The sequence below is a fragment of the Streptomyces sp. NPDC048584 genome, assembly GCF_043199595.1.
Taxonomy (GTDB): domain Bacteria; phylum Actinomycetota; class Actinomycetes; order Streptomycetales; family Streptomycetaceae; genus Streptomyces; species Streptomyces edwardsiae.
In genome coordinates this window covers 37,374-54,968 of sequence record NZ_JBICWF010000013.1, presented here as the reverse complement: position 1 = coordinate 54,968, position 17,595 = coordinate 37,374, and the positions used below count along the sequence as shown (strand labels likewise).

The 17,595-nt window shown below is 73.8% G+C and carries 17 protein-coding genes and 1 pseudogene; 13 read left to right on the top strand and 5 right to left on the bottom strand.

Features of this window, described 5'->3' with window-relative positions; all coding sequences use genetic code 11:
- From ACGFR9_RS26315 to ACGFR9_RS26270, 10 genes are all read left to right on the top strand, one after another.
- Entirely contained in the window at positions 1-936 is a 936-nt protein-coding gene (locus ACGFR9_RS26315) for a carbohydrate ABC transporter permease (RefSeq protein ID WP_393212762.1), read from the top strand.
- Positions 936-1,790 carry a carbohydrate ABC transporter permease gene (locus ACGFR9_RS26310; protein ID WP_393212761.1) on the top strand — a complete coding sequence of 285 codons (855 nt, stop codon included), beginning with the start codon at positions 936-938 and terminating at the stop codon, positions 1,788-1,790. Before ACGFR9_RS26315 ends, ACGFR9_RS26310 begins: the two co-directional genes overlap by 1 nt.
- Complete coding sequence (locus tag ACGFR9_RS26305; protein WP_393212759.1) at positions 1,787-3,883, top strand: alpha-galactosidase; 2,097 nt, start codon at positions 1,787-1,789, stop codon at positions 3,881-3,883. Before ACGFR9_RS26310 ends, ACGFR9_RS26305 begins: the two co-directional genes overlap by 4 nt.
- 65 nt (positions 3,884-3,948) lie before the next feature.
- Complete coding sequence (locus ACGFR9_RS26300) at positions 3,949-4,722, top strand: SDR family NAD(P)-dependent oxidoreductase (protein ID WP_393212757.1); 774 nt, start codon at positions 3,949-3,951, stop codon at positions 4,720-4,722.
- A gap of 37 nt (positions 4,723-4,759) precedes the next feature.
- Positions 4,760-5,500 carry a FadR/GntR family transcriptional regulator gene (locus ACGFR9_RS26295; protein ID WP_393212755.1) on the top strand — a complete coding sequence of 247 codons (741 nt, stop codon included), beginning with the start codon at positions 4,760-4,762 and terminating at the stop codon, positions 5,498-5,500.
- Positions 5,497-6,642 carry a galactonate dehydratase gene (gene dgoD / locus ACGFR9_RS26290; protein WP_393212753.1) on the top strand — a complete coding sequence of 382 codons (1,146 nt, stop codon included), beginning with the start codon at positions 5,497-5,499 and terminating at the stop codon, positions 6,640-6,642. The genes ACGFR9_RS26295 and dgoD overlap by 4 nt, the downstream gene beginning before the upstream one ends.
- A gap of 2 nt (positions 6,643-6,644) precedes the next feature.
- Positions 6,645-7,463, top strand: coding sequence for a hypothetical protein (locus ACGFR9_RS26285; RefSeq protein WP_393212751.1), 819 nt, complete (start codon positions 6,645-6,647; stop codon positions 7,461-7,463).
- 26 nt (positions 7,464-7,489) lie between these two features.
- Positions 7,490-8,122, top strand: a complete 633-nt coding sequence (locus tag ACGFR9_RS26280; RefSeq protein ID WP_393212749.1) for a bifunctional 4-hydroxy-2-oxoglutarate aldolase/2-dehydro-3-deoxy-phosphogluconate aldolase — start codon at positions 7,490-7,492, stop codon at positions 8,120-8,122.
- A 210-nt stretch (positions 8,123-8,332) separates the two neighbouring features.
- Entirely contained in the window at positions 8,333-9,214 is an 882-nt protein-coding gene (locus ACGFR9_RS26275) for an SMP-30/gluconolactonase/LRE family protein (RefSeq protein ID WP_393212747.1), read from the top strand.
- On the top strand, positions 9,211-10,194 hold the full coding sequence (locus ACGFR9_RS26270; protein WP_393212745.1) for a sugar kinase: 984 nt from the start codon (positions 9,211-9,213) through the stop codon (positions 10,192-10,194). The genes ACGFR9_RS26275 and ACGFR9_RS26270 overlap by 4 nt, the downstream gene beginning before the upstream one ends.
- A gap of 6 nt (positions 10,195-10,200) precedes the next feature.
- Here ACGFR9_RS26270 and ACGFR9_RS26265 read toward each other — a convergent pair whose 3' ends face one another.
- Both ACGFR9_RS26265 and mgrA read right to left on the bottom strand, forming a co-directional pair.
- Complete coding sequence (locus ACGFR9_RS26265; protein WP_393212743.1) at positions 10,201-10,683, bottom strand: MSMEG_6728 family protein; 483 nt, start codon at positions 10,681-10,683, stop codon at positions 10,201-10,203.
- Positions 10,684-10,738: 55 nt separating this feature from the next.
- Entirely contained in the window at positions 10,739-11,782 is a 1,044-nt protein-coding gene (gene mgrA, locus ACGFR9_RS26260; protein ID WP_393212741.1) for an L-glyceraldehyde 3-phosphate reductase, read from the bottom strand.
- A 226-nt stretch (positions 11,783-12,008) separates the two neighbouring features.
- Here mgrA and ACGFR9_RS26255 point away from each other — a divergent pair, with 226 nt between their 5' ends.
- Positions 12,009-12,557, top strand: coding sequence for a snapalysin family zinc-dependent metalloprotease (locus tag ACGFR9_RS26255; protein ID WP_393212739.1), 549 nt, complete (start codon positions 12,009-12,011; stop codon positions 12,555-12,557).
- 209 nt (positions 12,558-12,766) lie between these two features.
- Here ACGFR9_RS26255 and ACGFR9_RS26250 read toward each other — a convergent pair whose 3' ends face one another.
- The 3 genes from ACGFR9_RS26250 to ACGFR9_RS26240 form a co-directional block, all read right to left on the bottom strand.
- Positions 12,767-14,089, bottom strand: coding sequence for a lipase family protein (locus ACGFR9_RS26250; RefSeq protein WP_393212737.1), 1,323 nt, complete (start codon positions 14,087-14,089; stop codon positions 12,767-12,769).
- Positions 14,090-14,253: 164 nt separating this feature from the next.
- Positions 14,254-15,429 carry a S1 family peptidase gene (locus ACGFR9_RS26245; protein ID WP_393212735.1) on the bottom strand — a complete coding sequence of 392 codons (1,176 nt, stop codon included), beginning with the start codon at positions 15,427-15,429 and terminating at the stop codon, positions 14,254-14,256.
- Positions 15,430-15,568: 139 nt separating this feature from the next.
- Positions 15,569-16,714, bottom strand: a complete 1,146-nt coding sequence (locus tag ACGFR9_RS26240; protein ID WP_393212734.1) for a hypothetical protein — start codon at positions 16,712-16,714, stop codon at positions 15,569-15,571.
- 106 nt (positions 16,715-16,820) lie between these two features.
- On the opposite strand from ACGFR9_RS26240, the pseudogene ACGFR9_RS26235 reads away from it, so the two are divergent.
- Both ACGFR9_RS26235 and ACGFR9_RS26230 read left to right on the top strand, forming a co-directional pair.
- Positions 16,821-16,958 (top strand): annotated as a pseudogene (locus tag ACGFR9_RS26235) (RICIN domain-containing protein); the annotation flags it as partial.
- A gap of 96 nt (positions 16,959-17,054) precedes the next feature.
- Positions 17,055-17,585 (top strand): DUF2269 domain-containing protein, encoded by a 531-nt coding sequence (locus ACGFR9_RS26230; protein WP_393212732.1) that lies wholly within the window; start codon positions 17,055-17,057, stop codon positions 17,583-17,585.
- Positions 17,586-17,595: the final 10 nt, after the last annotated feature.

Genomic DNA, 17,595 nt, shown 5'->3' with positions numbered 1-17,595 from the left:
GTGGCCGTCCTGACCACCACGAAAAGCACCTCCCCGGCCCCCGCACCGCCCCGCGGCAGGCGGGGCCGGGGCGCCCGCCGCACACCCCCGCTGGTGCTCGCCTTCGTCCTCGTCCCGCTGCTCGCCGAGGCCGTGTGGGTGTTCTGGCCCGCCCTCCAGGGCTTCTACCTCGCCCTGACCAGCTGGGACGGGGTGTCCGCGCCCACGTTCGTCGGCCTGGACAACTTCCGGGAGATGGCGGGCGACGACACGTTCCGCGACGCCACCTGGAACACCGTGCTCTGGCTGGTCCTGTTCGGCGGTCTGTCCGCCGTCCTCGGCCTGGCCACCGCACTCCTGCTCCAGCAGGAACGACGCGGCGTCGGCTTCTACCGGGCCGCCCTGTTCCTGCCCGTCGTCTTCTCCCTGGTCGCCACCGCCCTGGTCTGGCAGGCCGTCTACCAGCCCGACGGAGTCCTCAACCAGGTCCTCGAGTCCGTCGGCCTGGAGAGCCTGCGGCACGCCTGGCTCGCCGACCGGGACACCGCCCTGTACGCGGTGATCGTGCCCGCCCTGTGGCGGCAGATCGGCTATGTCATGGTGCTGTACCTGGCCGGCCTCAAGGGCATCGACCCCGCCCTCCACGAGGCCGCCAAGGTCGACGGCGCCGGACCCTGGCAGCGCCTCCGGCATGTCACCCTGCCCCAGCTGCGCGGCGTCAACGCCGTCGTCCTGTCCGTCATCGTCATCGACTCGCTGCGCTCCTTCGACGTCGTGTGGTCGCTGACCCGCGGCGGCCCCTACCACTCGTCCGAGCTGCTGAGCACCTACATGTACTCCACCGCCTTCCAGTCCCTGCGCCTCGGCTACGGCTCCGCCCTGGCCGTCGTGATCTTCGTCCTCGCGTTCGGGGTCATCGCCTCCTACCTCGTCCGCGCCTTCCGGGAGGCCGACTGATGGCGACCGCCCACACCCCGTCGGCCCTGCGCCGCCGGCGCCTCGCGACCGCCGGGTTCCACCTCGGCGCCGGCACCCTCGCCGTGCTGTGGCTGCTGCCCATCGCCCTGGTCCTGGTGACCAGCGTGCGCTCCTTCGACGACATCGCCGCCCACGGCCTGGGCAGCCGGCCGCACTCCTTCACCCTCGGCAACTTCGCCCGGGCCTGGGTCGACGGCGGCCAGCAGCGCGCCCTGATCAACAGCCTGCTGGTGACCGTCCCGACCGTACTGGTCACCCTGGCGCTGGCCGCCATGGCCGCCTTCGCCCTCAGCCGCTACGCACTGCCCTTCCGGCGCTCCCTGCTGCTGCTGATGCTCGGCGGCAATCTGCTCCCGCCGCAGATCCTGCTCATCCCGGTGTCCAAGCTCAGCGAACTCATGGGCGTCTACGACACCCTGCCCGCCCTGATCGGCGTACAGATCGGCTTCGGCGTCGGCTTCTACGTCTTCGTCCTGCACGGTTTCATGCGCGCCATCCCGCCCGAGATCCAGCAGGCGGCCGTCGTCGACGGTGCGGGGCCCTGGCAGATCTTCTGGCGGATCATCCTCCCGCTCACCCGGCCCGCGCTGGCCGCCCTCAGCGCCCTGTCCTTCACCTGGATCTTCAACGACCTGCTGTGGGCCATCACCGTGCTGCGCACCGACACCAAGATGCCCATCACCGCCGCCCTCATCGGACTCCAGGGCCAGTACGTCTCCATGTGGAACGTCATCGCCGCCGGATCCGTCATCGCCGCCGCGCCCACCGTGGCCGTGTTCCTGCGCTTCCAGCGGCACTTCGTGGCCGGCCTCAACCTCGGAGCGGTCAAGTGACACACCACCGCTGGACCCTGCGCACCGACCGTACGAGCTACACCGTGCGGCTCTCCGACGACGGCCCCTGGGCCGAACTCGACGCCTGGGGACCGCACGGCAGCGAGGACGGCCCATCCGCTCTCGGCCGGTCCCGGCGCACCCACTTCATCACCCCCGCCGACACCGCCCCGGCCGAGTATCTGCCGTCCGGCCTGCGCCCGTTCACCGGCGCCGACCTCATCGCGTCCCGCCCCGGCGGCGCCCGCGGAGTGTGGTGGGAGTTCGCGGGCGCCGAGGAGGGTGAGGGCACACTGCGGCTGGCGTTCACCGACGACGTCCTCGGGCTGCGCACCGTCCTGTGCTACGCCACCGTGCCCGGCACGGACGTCGTGCGGCGCTGGACCGAGCACACCTGCACCGGCGGCGAACCCCTGCGCCTGGAGCGGTTCGACTCCGCGGCCGTCAACATCCCCGCGAGCGACGGCGTACGGCTGACCTGCCTCGCCGGACAGTGGTCGCAGGAATTCCAGCGCACCCAACTCGACCTGACCCGGGGCACCTTCACCATCGGCAGCGTCCAGGGAGTGCCCGGACACGCCTACGCGCCCTGGCTCGCCGTACAGGACCGCTCGGCACCGCACGACGGCCCCGCGCCCACCTACGGCGTGGCCCTGGAGTGGCCCGGCAACTGGCACATCACCGCCGAGGCCGAACCGGGCGGAGCCGTACGGGTCCGCGCCGGACGCGTACCGCACGAGGGCGCGGTGCTCCTCGCCCCCGGCGACACCCTCACCACCCCCAAGCTGGCCTGCGTGTTCAGCCCCGACGGGCTCGACGGACTGGCCCGCGCCCAGCACCGCTACGAACGCCTGCTGACCGGCGAGCGGACCCACCGCACCCGCAAGGTCCTCTACAACTCCTGGGAGGCCACCGGCTTCGACGTCGACGCCGCCGGGCAGCTGGAACTCGCCGAGGCCGCCGCCGGTATCGGGGCGGAACTGTTCGTCGTGGACGACGGCTGGTTCACCGGCCGCGCCGACGACACCGGGGGACTGGGCGACTGGCACCCGGACCCCGCCGCCTTCCCGCGGGGATTCGACCGCTTCATCGGCCAGGTGCGGGCGCTGGGACTGGACTTCGGCCTGTGGGTGGAGCCGGAGGCGGTCAGCCCCGGCAGTCGCCTGCACGCCCAACACCCCGAGTGGGTCTACCGCGTCGAGGACCGGCCCGCCCGCCTGGTCCGCAACCAGCTCCTGCTGGACCTCGGCCGCGAGGACGTCCAGGACTTCGTCACCGGCACCCTCGACCGGCTGCTCACCACCTACGACATCTCCTACCTCAAGTGGGACATGAACCGCCCGCCCACCGAACGCGGACGCCCCGGCGCCGGGCCGGCGGGCGAGCTCGACCTGGACGCCGCACACGTCCGCGGCTACCTTCGCGTCCTGGACCATCTGCGCACCGCCCACCCGCACGTCACCGTAGAGGGCTGCGCCGGCGGCGGCGGACGCGTCGACCACGCCACCATCGCCCGCACCGACGTCGTCTGGCCCAGCGACAACACCGCGCCCCTGGACCGGCTGCGCATCCAGTACGGTTTTCTGCACGTCCACGCCCCGCATGTGATGAGCTCCTGGGTCACCGACGCCCCCGGCCTGTTCGACCCGCGCCCACGCAGCCTCGCCTTCCGCTTCGTCACCGCCATGTGCGGAGTCCTCGGCATCGGCGCCGACCTGCGCGCCTGGGGACCCGGACAGCGTGCGGAGGCGGCCCGGTGGACCGCCCGCTACAAGGAGGTGCGCGAGGTGATCCACCACGGCGAGGCGCATCTCCTCGGCACCCCGGACGACCCCACCTGCGGCGTCCAGTACGACGCCCCGGACGGCCGGCGCACCGTCGTGGCCGCCTTCAGCACCGGACGGCTCGACGGCGCCCCGCTCGTCCCCGGCCGCCCCGCGCGGCTGCGGCCGCGCGGCCTCGACCCCGCCGCCCGCTACCACGACACCGCGACCGGCACGACGTACGGCGGATCCCATCTGCTGCACTACGGCCTGCCGTTCGCGTGGAGCGCCGGCCACGACGCCGAACTGGTCGTCCTGACACGCCAGTAACCCCGGCCCGGCATATGTTGCCCGCACACCGAGTCACCGACACCGCGAAGGAGTCCCACCCCACGATGGACCAGCCCGCACCACGCCAAGGCGCCCGCTACCACGGCCGTACGGCCGTGGTCACCGGAGCGGCCTCCGGCATCGGCGCCGCCACGGCCGAGCGCCTCGCGCAGGAAGGAGCCGCCGTGGTGCTCGCCGACATCTCCGGGACGGCCGGCCGGGCCGTCGCCGGGCGGATCACCGACGGCGGCGGCCGGGCCGCCTTCGTCCGCGCCGACGTCACCGCCGAGGCGGACTGGGACCGCGTCGTGGAAGCCGCCCACGGCTACGGCCCCGTGGACCTCCTGGTCTGCAACGCCTACACCGTCGATGTCGCCCCCGCCCACGAGCTGTCCCTCGACTCCTGGCAACGGCAGCTCTCCGTCAACGTCACCGGCAGCTTCCTCGGCTTCCGCGCCGTCCTGCCCGATCTGCGCGCCCGGCGCGGCGCCGTCGTGCTCACCTCCTCCGTCCACGCCCACAAGGGCATCCCCGGTCACCCCGCCTACGCCGCCTCCAAGGGCGCCCTGCTCTCCCTGTGCGGACAGCTCGCCGTGGAGTACGGGCCCGAGGTGCGCGTCAACGCCGTACTGCCGGGGCCGATCCTCACCGCCGCCTGGGACAGGGTCCCGCCCGCCGACCGTGAACGCAGCGTCGCCGAGACCGCCGCCCGGCGCTTCGGCACCCCCGCGGAGGTCGCCTCCGCCATCGCGTTCCTCGGCAGCGACGACGCCTCCTTCGTCACCGGCTCGCACCTCCTGGTCGACGGCGGCTGGAGCGTCGTCAAGGCCTCCGCATGACCACCACCGCCGTCCCGAAGCAGAAAGGCTCTCCGACATGACGCGCTACGCCCGCCGCGGTGTGCACGGCCAGACCGTGGAAGCCCTGGCCCGCCGCATCCTGGGCGGGGACATCCCCGAGGGCGCGACCCTCGACCTGGTGGCCCTGCAGAGCGAACTCGACGTGAGCCTTACCGCCCTGCGCGAGTCCCTGAAGGTCCTCGCCGCCAAGGGCATGGTCGACGCCCGGCAGAAACGCGGCACCTTCGTCCGCGCGCGCGGCGACTGGAACCTGCTCGACGCCGACGTACTGCGCTGGCAGTTCGAGGGTGGCCGCACCACCGAAGCCGACCGCGCGCTGCTGCGCAACCTCGCCGAGGTGCGCGCCATCATCGAACCGGCCGCCGTCCGCCTCGCCGCGCAGCGGCGCACCGAGAGCGACCTCGTCGCCCTCGACGAGGCGCTGCGGGCCATGGGGGAGGACCACAGCGACGCAGGCCACGCCGTCGAGGCGGACCTGGCCTTCCACCGGGCGCTGCTCGACGCCACCCACAACGAACTGCTCGAACGCATGGAGATGGTCATCGAGTCCGGACTCGCCCACCGCGACCGGATCGTGCACAGCTCCCCGCACAGCGAGAACCCGGTACCGGCCCACCGGGCCGTACTGGACGCCGTTCGCGAGCAGGACGCCGACGCCGCCGAGGCGGCCATGCGGGCCCTGCTCGAACAGGCCGGCCGCGACCTGGACCGGATCGACGACGGCGACGACGACACGAAAGGCCCCGGCGCGCAGTGAAGATCGCCCGTATCGAAACGTTCCTCGTGCCGCCGCGCTGGCTGTTCTGCCGCGTCGAGACCGACGACGGCCTCGTCGGCTGGGGCGAGCCGGTCGTCGAGGGCCGTGCCGAGGTGGTGCGCGGCGCCGTCGAGGTGCTCTCCGAACTCCTGGTCGGCCAGGACCCGTTGCGCATCGAGGACCACTGGCAGGTGCTCACCAGGGGCGGCTTCTACCGGGGCGGCCCCGTGCTCTCCAGCGCCGTCGCCGGACTCGACCAGGCCCTGTGGGACATCGCCGGACAGGCCTACGGCGCCCCCGTGCACGCCCTGCTCGGCGGCCCCGTACGGGACACCGTCCGGGTGTACGCCTGGGTCGGCGGCGACGAACCGAGCCGGCTGCGCGAGCAGATCACCGCCCAGGTCGAGGCCGGTTTCACGGCGGTGAAGATGAACGCGGCCGGCGCCACCTCCCCCGTCGCCACCGCCGCCGAGACCGCCGCCGTCGTCGCCCGGGTGGCCGCCGCCCGCGAGGTCCTGGGCCCGGACCGGGACGTCGCCGTCGACTTCCACGGCCGTTTCACCGCGGCGTCCGCCCGCCGCGTCCTCGGCGAACTCGCCCCGCTGCACCCGCTGTTCGTCGAGGAACCCGTCGTCCCGGAGCAGAGCCATCTGCTGCCCGGACTGGTCGCCATGAGCCCGGTGCCGCTCGCCACCGGTGAACGCCTCTACTCGCGCGCCGAGTTCCTGCCCGTGCTCACCGCCGGGGTCGCCGTCGCGCAGCCCGATCTGTCCCACGCGGGCGGCATCTCCGAGGTGCGCCGCATCGCCTCCCTCGCGGAGACCTTCGGCGCGCTGCTCGCCCCGCACTGCCCGCTCGGCCCGATCGCCCTCGCGGCCAGTCTCCAGATCGCCTTCGCGACACCGAACTTCCTCATCCAGGAGCAGAGCCGCGGCATCCACTACAACAAGGACGCCGACCTGCTGTCGTACGTCGTCGACCCCGAGCCCTTCCGGTTCGTGGACGGACACGCGCGGCGCGGCGACCGGCCCGGTCTCGGCATCACCGTCGACGAGGCCGCCGTACGTGCCGCCGACCGCACCGGGCACGCCTGGCGCAACCCGGTGTGGCGGCACCCCGACGGCTCCTTCGCCGAATGGTGAGCGTGCCACCCCCGCGGATCGTCACCGACCCGGCACACGGCGGCCGTTGGACCTCGCTGACCGCGGGCGGACGGGAGTGGCTCTGGCACCGGGAGGCGCCCGAACGGGCCGAAGCCGCCCCCGGCGACGCGTTCGTGGACGCCGGCGGACTGGAGGAGTGCGTGCCCACCGTCCGGGGCACACCCGACCACGGCGACGCCTGGGCGCGGCGCTGGCACCGGGACGGGGACGTGGAACGCGTGGACTGCGACGGCTTCGGCCTGGCCCGCGCCATCCGGGCCACCGGTGAGGCCGCCGAGGTCCACTACACCCTGACCGCCGATCCGGGCTTCCGCTTCGTCTGGGCGGCCCACGCGCTGCTCGACCTCTCACCGGACGCGGTGCTGCGTCTGGCCCACGGGGCACGCACCCGCCTCCACCCCGAGGCGGCGCCGCTGCTGGACCGCCCCTGGCCCACGGACGCGCCCTGGGCCGAGGGCGTCTGGCCCGAACCCCTCGGACTGCGCCTCGACCGGTTCGGACCGGACGACGGCACCGCGGTCGGCGCCGTCGTCGACACCGGCCGTGCCTGCGTCCACGACGGCCCGGCGGACCGGCTGGCCCTGTCCGTCGAGGCCGACGGTCAGCCGGTGTCGGTCGCCCTGTGGCGCAACCTCGGCGGCTTCCCCGCGGACCGCCCCTACCGCAGTACGGGCGTCGAACCGATGCTCGGGCGGGTCTTCGGCCTCGCCGACGCGGGCCCGGACGACGCCGCGCGCGTACCCGCGTCGGGCGAGGTCCGCTGGCGGCTCACGCTGACCGCCCACTGCCGCTGCCCCTGAGCACTTCCAGGAAGGAACCCCCAGTCGTGGATCTCCAGGCCGCACTGGCCGCCCACCGTCTCGTCGCCATCGTGCGCGGCACCGACGCCGACGCCGCCCTGCGCACCGTGCTGACGCTGGCCGACGAGGGCGTCGAACTCATCGAGGTGTCGCTCACCGGGACGGACGCCCTGTCCGTCATCGCACGCGCCCGCGCCGCCCTCGGTCCCGGCCGGCCGCTCGGCGCGGGCACCGTCCTCACCGCCGACGACGCCCACGCCGCCCACGACGCGGGCGCGGACTTCGCCGTCACCCCGGCGCTCGGAGAGGGCGTGAGCGCCGCGCTCGAGCTCGGACTGCCGGTGCTGGCCGGGGTGTTCACCCCGACCGAGATCGTCGCCGCACGGTCCCTCGGCGCCACCGCCCTGAAGCTGTTCCCCGCCGCACAGGCCGGCGGGCCGGCCTATGTGAAGGCGCTGCGCGCCCCCTTCCCGCACGAGCCGCTCGTCCCGGTCGGCGGCGTCGACGAACAGGCCGCCCGCGCCTACCTCACGGCCGGCGCGACCGCCGTGGGCGTAGGCTCCCCCCTCGTCGGAGACGCGGCCGACGGTGGCAGCCTCACCGCCCTGCGCGCACGCGCCCGCGCTTTCAGCGTGGCCGTACGGGAGGCCGTGCGATGACCGTCGCGCTCCTGCCCACGCGCCTCGTACAGGGCGCGGGCGTCGGTTTCGCCGATCGCCTTCCGGCCGGGCGCATTTGTGCCGCGCCGAGCGTGCGCGTGTGCGCCACGGCCGTACGTGAGGCCAACCGATGACCAGCGAACTCCGCCTGGACCGCCCCCGGTTCGGGCTCGGCGCCGCCCCGCACCCGTCCGTACCGGAGGCCGCACGATGACGCGCACGACCACCGACGAGCTCCTTCCCACCCGCCCCGACCGTCTCGAACTCGGCGAGGGCATCCGTTTCACCGGCGACCGGCTGGTCCTCGTCGACCTCCTCGCCGGGCGTCTCCTCACGGCCCCCGACGATCCCGCCGCGCCCCTGGAGACCCTGCTCCGGCTGACCGTGCCGCTGGGTGCCGTGGCGCCCGTGGAAGGGCGGCCCGGGCACTGGATCGCCGCGGCCGGCACCGGCGTCTGCCTGATCGCCCCCGACGGCACCACCGACCGGCTCGCGTGCCCGGAGGGCGACGGCATGCGGATGAACGACGCCTGCGCCGACCCGTCCGGCCGCTTCTGGGCGGGCAGCATGGGCCACGACGCCGACGACGGCGCCGGTTCGCTGTACCGGGTCGACCACGACGGCACGGTCCACCAGGTCCTGGACGGCATCACCGTGCCCAACGGGCCCGCCTTCACCCCCGACGGCCGCCACATGTACCTCGCCGACAGTGCGCGCGGGATCGTCCGCCGCTACCCGGTCGACCCCGCGACGGCCGCGCTCGGCACCCCCGAGGTGTTCCTCACCGTGGACGACGGCAGCCCCGACGGCATGACGGTCGACGAGGAGGGCGCGGTGTGGATCGCCGTCTGGGGAACCGGCACCGTCCGCCGCCACCTCCCCGACGGCCGCCTCGACCGCGTCCTGCGCCTCCCCGCGGGGCAGCCGGCGGGCGTGTGCCTCGCGGGCGACGAACTGCACATCACCTCGGCCCGCGTGGGCCTCGGCCGTCCCGGCCCTTACGACGGCGCCCTCTTCAGCACCCGCGTCGGCGTACCGGGCGCACCCGCCGCCCCCTACCGGCCGTCGGCCTCCCCGGCGGAGCCGGTATGACCCCCGCTCTCCTGCCCGCCGAGGGACGTGTGGTCTGTGTCGGCGAGACGATGGCGGCCCTCGCCCCCGACCCGCCCGCACCACTGGAGCACGCCGGACGGCTGCGGCTCGCGGTGGCCGGCGCCGAGTCCAACGTGGCCATGTACCTGGCCGACCACGGCATCCCCGCCGTATGGCTCTCCGCCCTCGGCGACGACCCCCTCGGCCGCCGCGTCCGCGCCGCGGTCTCCGCCGCCGGCGTCGACGTGTCGTACGTCCACACCGATCCCCACCGCCCCACCGGGCTGATGCTGAAGGACCCCGGCCCCGACGGCACCCGCGTCCACTACCACCGGGCCGGCTCGGCCGCCTCGGCGCTCGGCCCCGGCCTGCTGGACCGGGAACCGGTGTCCTCGGCCCGGCTGCTGCACTTCACCGGCATCACCCCCGCCCTGTCCGCGTCCTGCCGCGCCCTGGTCACCCGGGCCCTCGAAGCACCGGCCGGCGCCCGCCCGTACGCGATCGGCTTCGACGTGAACCACCGGGCCGCGCTCTGGCCCGAGGGAACCGCCGCCCCCCTGCTCCGGGAACTGGCGGACCGCGCGGACATCGTCTTCGTCGGCCTCGACGAGGCACAGGACCTGTGGGGCGCGGACCTCACCACCGAGGACGTACGGACGCTGCTGCCCGGCCCGCGCGTCCTCGTCGTCAAGGACGGCGCCCGCGCCGCGACCGCCCTCACCGGCGACCGCACGTACACGGTGCCCGCACTGCGGACGGCGGTGGTGGAACCCGTGGGCGCCGGTGACGCGTTCGCGGCCGGATTCCTCGCCGGGCTGCTCCGGGGCACCACGGTGACGCGCGCGCTGCGCCTCGGACACCTCACCGCGGTCTCCGCCCTCAAGGTGACGGGCGACCACGGACCGCTGCCCGGCGCGGGGGAGAGGGAACGGCTGCTGGGACTCCCGGAGAGCGAATGGGCGGCACTCGCCACCGGGTGAGTGCCGTCAGCCGCCGACCGCCTCCGGATCGCGGTCGGACGACGGCCACACATACGGCAGATCGTCCGGCTCCCCGGCGAAGACCTCGCCGTAGGCCTCCGGATCCTTGCGGACCAGCGCCGAACGATGACTGCGGTGCATCGCCTCGTCGCCCAGCCACGGCGGCAGCTCACCGGCTTCGGCCAGCTCCTCCTGGCCGCGCACCGGCGCCCCCGGCCGCACTCCGGCGAGGTCGGCGACCAGCGTGGCGGCGCAGCTGTCCTGATGGCCCCGCTCCCGCCAGACCCGGCAGACCTCCAGGCCGTACCGCACCAGGGCCTCCTCGTAGCCGGTCCACATGCGCACCGCCGGATGCCGGCGCCACCCGTACCCGGGGACGATCAGACCGCGCAGCACCTGGATCGCCTCGACCCGCTGCTTGCCGAGCCGGCGCCGGTCGAGGACCAGCGCCGACTCGCGGAAACCGGGATACGGCAGAAAGGTCTGCATGGGACACCCCGGTTCCCCCGTTCCCGGCGACGCACACCCGCGGCGCCGCGCACGCTCAGCCCATCGTGCCCAGACGCGCCTCGCGCCACAGGTCGACGCCGCCCTCGGTGGCGTGTTCGTCGATCTCGGCCAGCTCCTCGGCGGAGAAGTCGAGGTTCTCCAGCGCCGCGACGTTCTGCTCCAGCTGCTCCGTGCGGGACGCGCCGACGACCAGCGAGGTCACCCGCGGATCGCGCAGCGCCCAGGCCAGCGCCATCTGCGCGAGGGTCTGCCCGCGCCGGGCCGCGACGGCGTTCAGGGCCCGCAGGCGGCGCAGCATCCCGTCCGTCAGCCAGCCGGTGTCGAACGACTTGCCCGCCGCCGCCCGCGAGTCCCGCGGCACGCCGTCCAGGTAGCGCCCGGTCAGCATCCCCTGCGCGAGCGCGGTGAAGCCGATGACCCCGAAGCCCTCCTCCTGCGCCACGTCCAGCAGACCGTCCGTCTCGATCCAGCGGTTCAGCATGTTGTACGACGGCTGGTGGATCAGCAGCGGCGTCCCGAGGTCCCGCAGGATGGCCACGGCCTCCCGGCTGCGCTCGGCGTCGTACGAGGAGATGCCGACGTAGAGCGCCTTGCCCTGCCGTACCGCCGTGTCGAGGGCGCCCATCGTCTCCTCCAGCGGAGTGGTGGCGTCCAGGCGGTGCGAGTAGAAGATGTCGACGTAGTCCAGGCCCGTCCGCCGCAGGGACTGGTCCAGCGACGCCAGCATGTACTTGCGCGAGCCACCCCCCTGGCCGTAAGGGCCGGGCCACATGTCCCAGCCGGCCTTGGTGGAGACCACCAGCTCGTCCCGGTACGGCGCCAGATCCCCGCGCATCAGCCGGCCGAAGTTGATCTCGGCGGAGCCGTACGGCGGGCCGTAGTTGTTCGCCAGATCGTGGTGGGTGATGCCCAGGTCGAAGGCGCGCAGGGCGATCTCGCGCTGCGTCTCGAACGGCTTGTCGTCGCCGAAGTTGTGCCAGTAGCCCAGCGACAGCAGCGGGAGGTCGAGTCCCGAGCGGCCGGTACGCCGATAGCGCATGGTGCCGTCGTAGCGCTCGGGGCGGGCGATGTGGTTCATCGGCAGGTCTCCGGTGGTGCGAGCGGGGGTGTCCCGTGCGATGGTGTGGATTCCTCGCCACAGTGCCCCCGCGTCATCGGGAAGTCCAACCGATCTCTTCCATGGCATTCAGCAGTACGGCTTCTGAATCGGCGGGCGGGCGCGACGACGGAATGGAGTCCGTGCCGGCGGGCAGGCGGAAGCGGCGGCGTGAGTACCGCGCGCTCCCCCCACAAGGAGGTCGACCATGAGGGTCCGTACGCTGACCGGCGGCCTGGCCGCGGTTCTCGTCCTGGCCGGACCGTTGCTGAACGGTCCCGCCGAGGCCGTCCCGTCCGCCGGCACCGCCCCGCGCCAGGTGGCCGTCGACGTGATCACCTACGACGCGAGCCGCGCCGGCGAGTTCAAGGCCGCGGTGGACCGGGGCGCGGCGATCTGGAACGAGAGCGTCGAGTCCGTCGAACTGCGTCCGGCCGGCTCAGGGGAGTCCGCCGACGTCCGGATCGTGGCGGACGACGGCTGGCCGCGCTCCGTCCCCTCCCCGCAGGGCGGCGGAACGGTCTACCTCGGGCGCGAGGCCATGGACCAGGGCTACTACGCGATCCGTGTCGCGGCCCACGAGCTCGGCCACATGCTGGGCCTGCCGGACCGCAAGCCCGGTCCCTGCTCCGACCTGATGTCGGGTGCCAGCGCCGGCCTCTCGTGCACCAACCCCTACCCGAGCGCCGCGGAGAAGGCGCAGGTCGAGAGGAACTTCGAGGGAGCCCCCGTCGGGGCACTCCTGGGACGGTCGTGACCCGATGTGACTCCTGGGGCGATCACCGCTATGGTTGACCCAGGTCAAGGCGACGGGAACTCCCGGAGTCCGACCGTGCGTTGGTGGTCCAAGGAAAGACGCCCCGCTTCCTGCGGGGAGATGCAGGTGCAAGGCCTGCCCGGCGCTCCTCTCGCACGAGCCCCGTCCCGGTCATCCGGGACGGGGCTCGCGGCGTTCCCGGTGGTGCTTCAGGGCTGGACCGGCATGGTGCGGCAGTTCGACACCGCCGGTTCGCCCTTCAGCCGGTCAGTCAGCCACGCCACCGCGTCGCCCTGGTCGGTGAGAAGCGGCGCCAGGTGGTTCGTGAGCAGCTTGTCGCCCAGGTTGGGCAGCCGTACCGCCTTGTAGGTGACGTCGCCGCCCTTGGCGCACCAGTCCACCGCCAGCTGCCGTGCCTGCGCGTGCGGGACGATGTCGTCCTGCACCCCGGTGACCAGCCGGACCGGCCCGGTCGGCCGCGTCGTGCCGAGACGCTGCTCGTCGAGTACGGCCTGGGCGGCGGGCTCCCCGGCGATGACCGCCGCGATGGACTCGCCGCTCTTCGTCCACCTGGTGCTCCTGGTGAAGCCGTAGCCGAGGATCGCGTCGCCCACGCAGGTGGTGGAGATGTCCTCCAGGGCGGCCCGCCCGGTGGCGTTGATGTTCTCCTCGACGACCGCGCGCAGCTCCGGCTCCTCCTGGGCGAAGCCGTTGATCGACCAGCCCAGCGCGCCGGCCAGGGCGCTGCCCTCGATGCCCTTCATCACCTCGGTCAGATCGGCGGGCGGCGCCCCGCTGTAGGTGCCGACGAGCGGGACCTCGGGCGCGTAGGCGCGCTGCAACTCGGCCGCGGCGGCGCTGGCGCCTCCGCCCTGGCTGTAGCCGTACATGGCCACCCGGGACGCCCCGGTCACGGAAGCGCCCGGCACCGAGTGCGCGGCGCGGGCGGCGTCCAGCATGGCGTGCCCCTCGTCCACACGGTTGACGTAGGTGTGGAGCCGGTCGGTCGCGCCGAGTCCGACGTAGTCGGTGACGGCTACGGCCGCCCCGGTGGCCAGGAGCCGGTAGACCGCCAGATCCTCGTACGCCAGCGACACCGTCCTCCCGTTGAAGGTGAGCGGGTGCTGCAGGGCGAGGGAGGGCGCGCACTGGTCGCCCTGCCCCATGGTCCCCGAGCCGACGACCACCAGCGGCCGGGGTCCGTCGCCCTTCCAGCGGGCGGACGGCTCGATGTAGGCGCCGGTGACGGCGACCGGCTGCCCGTTCGAGTCGGTGGACGTGTACATCAGGCGGGTCGCAGTGCCGGGCAGGGTACGGCCGTCCAGGCCCGGCAGGCCCAGCCCCAGCGGCAGTGGCTCGTGACGGACCAGCACACCGTTGCCCGCGGGCAGTTCGGCGGGCGGCGTGTAGAAGGCGGGGATGGTGACGCCCCGCGACACCACGGGGTCGCTCGCGGCGGCGGACGGCGCCGACACGCACACACAGGCGGTCGTGGCGACGACGCTGGTCAGCACGGTGCTGATACGGCTCACGGCTCACTCCTCGCTCTGCTCCAGGAAGGTGAACCGGAAACTAGCAGCGCTTACTTACCGCCGGTAACCCGTGAGTAAGTTACGGCAGGGTAACTTTTGTGGCGCGGGCACGAGAGCGGACCCCGCCGGTCGTCCGGCGGGGCCCGCTCCTGGCCGTCGGCCCGTCAGGCCGTGTGCAGCGTCAGCCCGTAACGGTTGAGGATCTCGTTGATGGGCTGGAACCAGGTCTCGCCCCCGCCGGAGCAGTTGCCCCAGCCGCCGGAGGTGACGCCCTGCGCCTGGTCACCGCTGATGAACGAGCCGCCCGAGTCGCCCGGCTCGGCGCAGACGCTGGTCTTCGTCATCTGACGGACCGCGCCCTGGCTGTAGTTGACCGTCTCGTTCTTGGCCAGCACATTGCCGCAGTGCCAGTGGGTCGTGGAGCCGGAGCGGCAGATCGAGGCGCCGACCGGAGCCTCCGCCGAGCCGCGCACCAGCTGGTCGGAGACCGTGCCCCAGCCGAGCACCACCGGCACCGTCCACCAGCCGCTGCCCACGTTCACCCAGGCGTAGTCGTTCTCGGGGAACGAGGAGCCCTGGAAGTTGCCGATGTACGAGCCGTCCCAGCCCCTGACCTGCTGCCCGGCCCCGCCGCAGTGCCCGGCGGTGACGAAGCCGCCGTGCACCGAGAAGCCGATGGAACAGCGGACGTTGCCGGTGTAGTAGGGGTCGCCGCCGACCGTTCCGGCGGCGAAGGTCTCGGCCTGGGCCGCCACGGTCCGCACGGTGACCGGGCCGGCCTCGCGCGCCTTGTCCACAAAGGAGCGGACATCGTTGTCAGCCCGCTCGCCGGCGACCACGTTCACGACGACCGTGTTGGCGGTCGGGTCGACGGCCCAGCTGCTCACGCCCGAGGGCGCGTCGAGGCGGTCGATCCGGGACTTGGCGGCGTCGAGCTGCCGGGCCGTGTGCTCGACGGTGCGGACGGCGGCGCCGGACGCGCGCAGGGACCGTACCGTCGCGGTGTCGGCGTCCGCGGTGACGGCCACCGTCAGCTTCTCGCTCCTGGCGTCGAACCAGGCGCCGCCGTAGGCGGATCCGGCGGTCTTGCGCGCCTTCGGGGCGAGGTCGGTGGCGTCGCGCTCGGCGGCCAGCCGGTCCTCGGCCTCGGTGCGGGTCAGCCCGAAGTCCCGCTGCATGGCCTCCAGCAGACCCGCGGAGGCGGGTGCGGAGCCGGCGGGGCGGGCGGTGGGGGAGTCGGGGGCGTCCTGCGCCGAGGCGGGGAGCGTGCCGGCCGCGGTCCAGCTGCCGATCATGAGCAGGGCGGCTATGCCGGCATGCGTGAGTCTGGTACGTCTCATGGAAGGTGAGCCCTTCGTCGTTCCAGCAAGGTGGGGGTGGAACTGCGCGGTCTGAGAGCGCTCTCATTTCCGGGTGGGCAGAGCTTAGCGAGCCTGACCGTGTCAGGTCTATGCCAATGCAGGGCCCTTTTCCGGTGGGTCACCGCACGGCTTTCGCCGCCTTCTCCGCCTCACGGGCCGCCGCCTTCGCCTCCCGCGCGGCACGGGCGAGGGCGTGCGCGGCGGTTCGGTGCAGTTGCCCGGCCTCCCGTTGCTCCCGGTCGGCCCGCTCCCACTCCGTACGAGCCTCCCGGAGTCGTTCTTCCGCGGCCGACACCCGTTCCCCGGCCTCCCGTTGGCGTTCACGTGCCCGTTGCAGCGAGGCGCCGGCCTCATCCTGCTCCGTGCGCAGCTCCCGTACGCGTGCCTCGGCGGCCCGGGCCGCCTCCTGGGCGTGCTCGTGCCGCTTTTGTCGTTCGGCACGCCGCTCGGCCAGTTCATCGTGCCGCCGGGAGCGGGCCGACGGCGTCCGGGAGGGCTTGCGAGAGGGAGTCGGAGCCGGTGCGCCGTCGGTCTTCGCGCGGGTCGGCTTTCGTGCCGTGGCCGGGGCGCCCGCCTCCTCCGCGCCGGGTGCCTCGTGCGCGGGAGTCCGTGCGCCGGTCGTGTCCGTGCGGGGCGTTCCGTGTGCCGGGGTTTTCGTACTGGCTGTGTCCGTGCGAGGCGCCCTCCGCGCCGGGGCCTTCGTACTGGCCGTCTCCGTGCGGGGCGCCCCCCGCGCCGGCGCCGCACCGGCCGTCTCCGCACCGAACCCCGTCGGCGGCGTGAGCGCGGTCTCCGTGCGGCCCGTGTCCCACAGGTGGGCGGCCTCCGGGTCCGCGAGCACCGCGCGCAGCGTCGTCTCCACGTCCCGCTGGGCCGAGCCCGACAGCGGATGCCCGGCCTCCCGTGCCAACAGCGCCGCCTGCCGCGACAGTTCGGAGACGATGCGCCGCCGCTGCGCGGACAGTTCCTTCAGCGCGCCGGGATCAAGCCCTGCGTACGCCTCCCGCAGTGCCCGCCCCAGCTCCAGGAACTGCCCGGCCTCGTCCGGCCGCGAGTGCCGCAGCAGGTTCGCCGCCCACGCGGCGAGCGTCGGCCGGCGGGCCGCGTGGATACGGCGGGCGTCGCCGGCCCGCCGGGCCGTCCGCGCGGCGGCGGCCCGTTCCTCGCGCCGGGCGACGAAGTCGGACGGCGGCAGCGCGTACAGCTCGTCCAGGACCGCCTCCACCTCGCCGTCCCCGCCGTCCGGTACGTCCTCACGCCGCATGATCCCCAGACTCCACCGGACGCGAGGCGCGCGCACATCGGATTCAGCCGTCCCGGCCGGTGAACCGGTCCGGGGCCAGCGTGGCCGGCAACAGAGCGCCGGCGCCGACGGCCGCTACCGGTTCGTCGCCCGGCACAGCGGCAAGTGCCTGACCGTCGACAACGCCTCCACCGCCGACGGGGCACACCTGTCCCAGCAGCCCTGCACCGGCTCGGCCGCCCAGACCTTAACCCTCACCGGCTGAACCACCGGTCCACGAGGGCGTGTACGCCGACGTCAGTACGCCGGGTTACTCCCGCCGTCAGATGTCCGTACGGCCCGGGCCCGGCACCGTGGGGGAGTGAAACTCAGCCGACCCGCACGCCGGGCCCACCTCGTCGTCCATGCCGTCGCCTCCGCCGGCTGGCTCGGACTCACCGTCGGGCTGCTCGCCCTCGGCATCACCGCCAGCACCACCGGGTCCGCGGCCATGGTGGAGGTGTCCGTCCGGGCCATGAAGCTCTTCGCCGACTGGCTCCTGCTGCCGGTCGCCTTCCTCACGCTCGGCAGCGGCCTCGTGCTGTCCCTCGGTACCCCCTGGGGGCTGGCGAGGCACCGCTGGGTGTGGACCAAGTTCTGGCTGACCCTGGCCACCACCACCGCGACGGCCCTCGTGCTGCGGCCCGGCGTGAGCGCGGCCGCGGCCGCCGTCTCCGCCGGGCACCCCCTGCCCGACGGGAACGACGTCCTGATGGGACCGATCGTCTCGCTCACCGCCTATGTCTTCATGACGGTGATCTCGGTCCTCAAGCCCTGGGGCCCGACCCGCCGCGGCCGGCGCCTGCGGGAGGCGGCCCGCAGGCCGCGGACCGCCGAGCCGGCCGGTGTCTGATCACGGCCGG

Bases quoted from the DNA above. Each gene is read 5' to 3' on its own strand.
- ACGFR9_RS26310 (WP_393212761.1), top strand. From the start codon at position 936: ATGGCGACCGCCCACACCCCGTCGGCCCTGCGCCGCCGGCGCCTCGCG.
- ACGFR9_RS26300 (WP_393212757.1), top strand. From the start codon at position 3,949: ATGGACCAGCCCGCACCACGCCAAGGCGCCCGCTACCACGGCCGTACG.
- ACGFR9_RS26295 (WP_393212755.1), top strand. From the start codon at position 4,760: ATGACGCGCTACGCCCGCCGCGGTGTGCACGGCCAGACCGTGGAAGCC.
- ACGFR9_RS26275 (WP_393212747.1), top strand. From the start codon at position 8,333: ATGACGCGCACGACCACCGACGAGCTCCTTCCCACCCGCCCCGACCGT.
- ACGFR9_RS26270 (WP_393212745.1), top strand. From the start codon at position 9,211: ATGACCCCCGCTCTCCTGCCCGCCGAGGGACGTGTGGTCTGTGTCGGC.
- ACGFR9_RS26265 (WP_393212743.1), bottom strand. From the start codon at position 10,683: ATGCAGACCTTTCTGCCGTATCCCGGTTTCCGCGAGTCGGCGCTGGTC.
- mgrA (WP_393212741.1), bottom strand. From the start codon at position 11,782: ATGAACCACATCGCCCGCCCCGAGCGCTACGACGGCACCATGCGCTAT.
- ACGFR9_RS26255 (WP_393212739.1), top strand. From the start codon at position 12,009: ATGAGGGTCCGTACGCTGACCGGCGGCCTGGCCGCGGTTCTCGTCCTG.
- ACGFR9_RS26245 (WP_393212735.1), bottom strand. From the start codon at position 15,429: ATGAGACGTACCAGACTCACGCATGCCGGCATAGCCGCCCTGCTCATG.
- ACGFR9_RS26240 (WP_393212734.1), bottom strand. From the start codon at position 16,714: ATGCGGCGTGAGGACGTACCGGACGGCGGGGACGGCGAGGTGGAGGCG.